General features: G+C 54.0%; 1 protein-coding gene. It reads left to right on the top strand.

Features of this window, described 5'->3' with window-relative positions; genetic code table 11:
- A partial coding sequence (locus AC1RPN_RS07950; protein WP_481763677.1) for a hypothetical protein occupies nucleotides 1-425 on the top strand: 425 nt, incomplete at its 5' end.
- Nucleotides 426-739 lie beyond the last annotated feature (314 nt).

The raw sequence follows: 739 nt of genomic DNA, 5'->3' as shown, positions 1-739 counted from the left end.
GTACGTATCTCGCACGTCACGGCAACGAAGACCTGTCGGAACTGGTGAACGCCACCGTGAACCGTCGTCGTACCGACATTCCGGCCCTGCGTCACATCAGCATCGCGGCAGCGGCTCCGCACGAATTCGTGTCGTTTGTCAGCCAGTCTGGCGACATGGACTATGGCTTTGCTATCGCTGCCTCTGCCGACAAGGTACAAGTCGTTAGCGCTGCTACCTCAGACGTGGTGACGGTACCGCTGACCGTGGTTGCCGATATCCGCCGCGCACCGATCCCCAAGTCGTTCGGGGACAAGATGCGGACAGCCGGTATCAGCCGTGAAGACAAGAACCAGCAGATCGAGTACTACAAGCAGCTGTTCGCGTATGACCCTGCGTACCTGCGTAGTGTCATCGATATCGTGAACGAAGATAGCACGGCCTAAGCCTCTCTGCTTTAATCGTCCCAAACCCCTTAACAACCCATGTGAGTCCCAACATGTAACAAATTGGAGGTGCATTGTGAAGCACAACCTTTATTGCTTTCTTCTACAGCTGAACGGTGCAAAACGCATTGAACGTGTAGAAGCTCGATCTAGGACATCGGCGTTCAACACTTTGTTCCGACTCCTAAACGAGACAGGTGCACTATTCGAATTGGATTCAGTCCAACTTATGGAGAACACATGAACGAGGGCATTGCCCCAAGTGGCTACAGCGTGAGTCACAGCCCGGTCTCTGGTCGGGACGAGTAGTAGAT

Source organism: Dellaglioa sp. CoH-57-MRSF-20, assembly GCF_056781955.1.
This window is presented reverse-complemented; position numbering and strand designations above follow the sequence as displayed.